1 pseudogene is annotated in these 420 nt (G+C 59.8%); it reads right to left on the bottom strand.

Annotated elements, in window-relative coordinates:
* Positions 1-209: pseudogene (locus EN935_RS40325) on the bottom strand (DUF2147 domain-containing protein); the annotation flags it as partial.
* Positions 210-420 lie beyond the last annotated feature (211 nt).

The following is a 420-nucleotide window of genomic DNA, read 5'->3' as shown; positions in this document are numbered from 1 at the left end:
GCATATTTGTTGTCGCCTGTCGCCTTGAGCGAGCCGATGGTCTTGCCGGCATATTTGCCGGACTTGAGCGTGATGGAAAACGAGCCGCCGCCAGCGATGGCCGCGGTGTCGCCTGCCTGCGTCTTCCAGTTGCCCTCGATCGGATCGGCCCATGCCGCGCCCGCCACGATCAATGTGGCCGCAAGGGCCAGGCTCACTTTTCGAAACATGTCTTCCTCCCTTTGGATGTCCGGCCGGATGCTCCGCCTCGCCGGTCTGCCGCTTACGCAAACGTAAGCTAATCCAGCTCCCAGCAAAACAAAAGCGGTGCCGCAACGGAAGACTTTCGGATTTTGAAAGCCCCGGAATGCGCCTCCTGGCCAAGCAAATGAAACGATCGGCGCATCGCCTTTGTCTCCCGTGGTTAGCGGAGTCTTGACT

Origin of the sequence: Mesorhizobium sp. M7D.F.Ca.US.004.03.1.1 (genome assembly GCF_003998635.1) — a bacterium.
In the GTDB taxonomy this organism is placed as follows: Bacteria; Pseudomonadota; Alphaproteobacteria; order Rhizobiales; family Rhizobiaceae; genus Mesorhizobium; species Mesorhizobium loti.
Note: the sequence above shows the minus strand (reverse complement) of the source record. Positions and strands in the feature narration are given on the sequence as shown.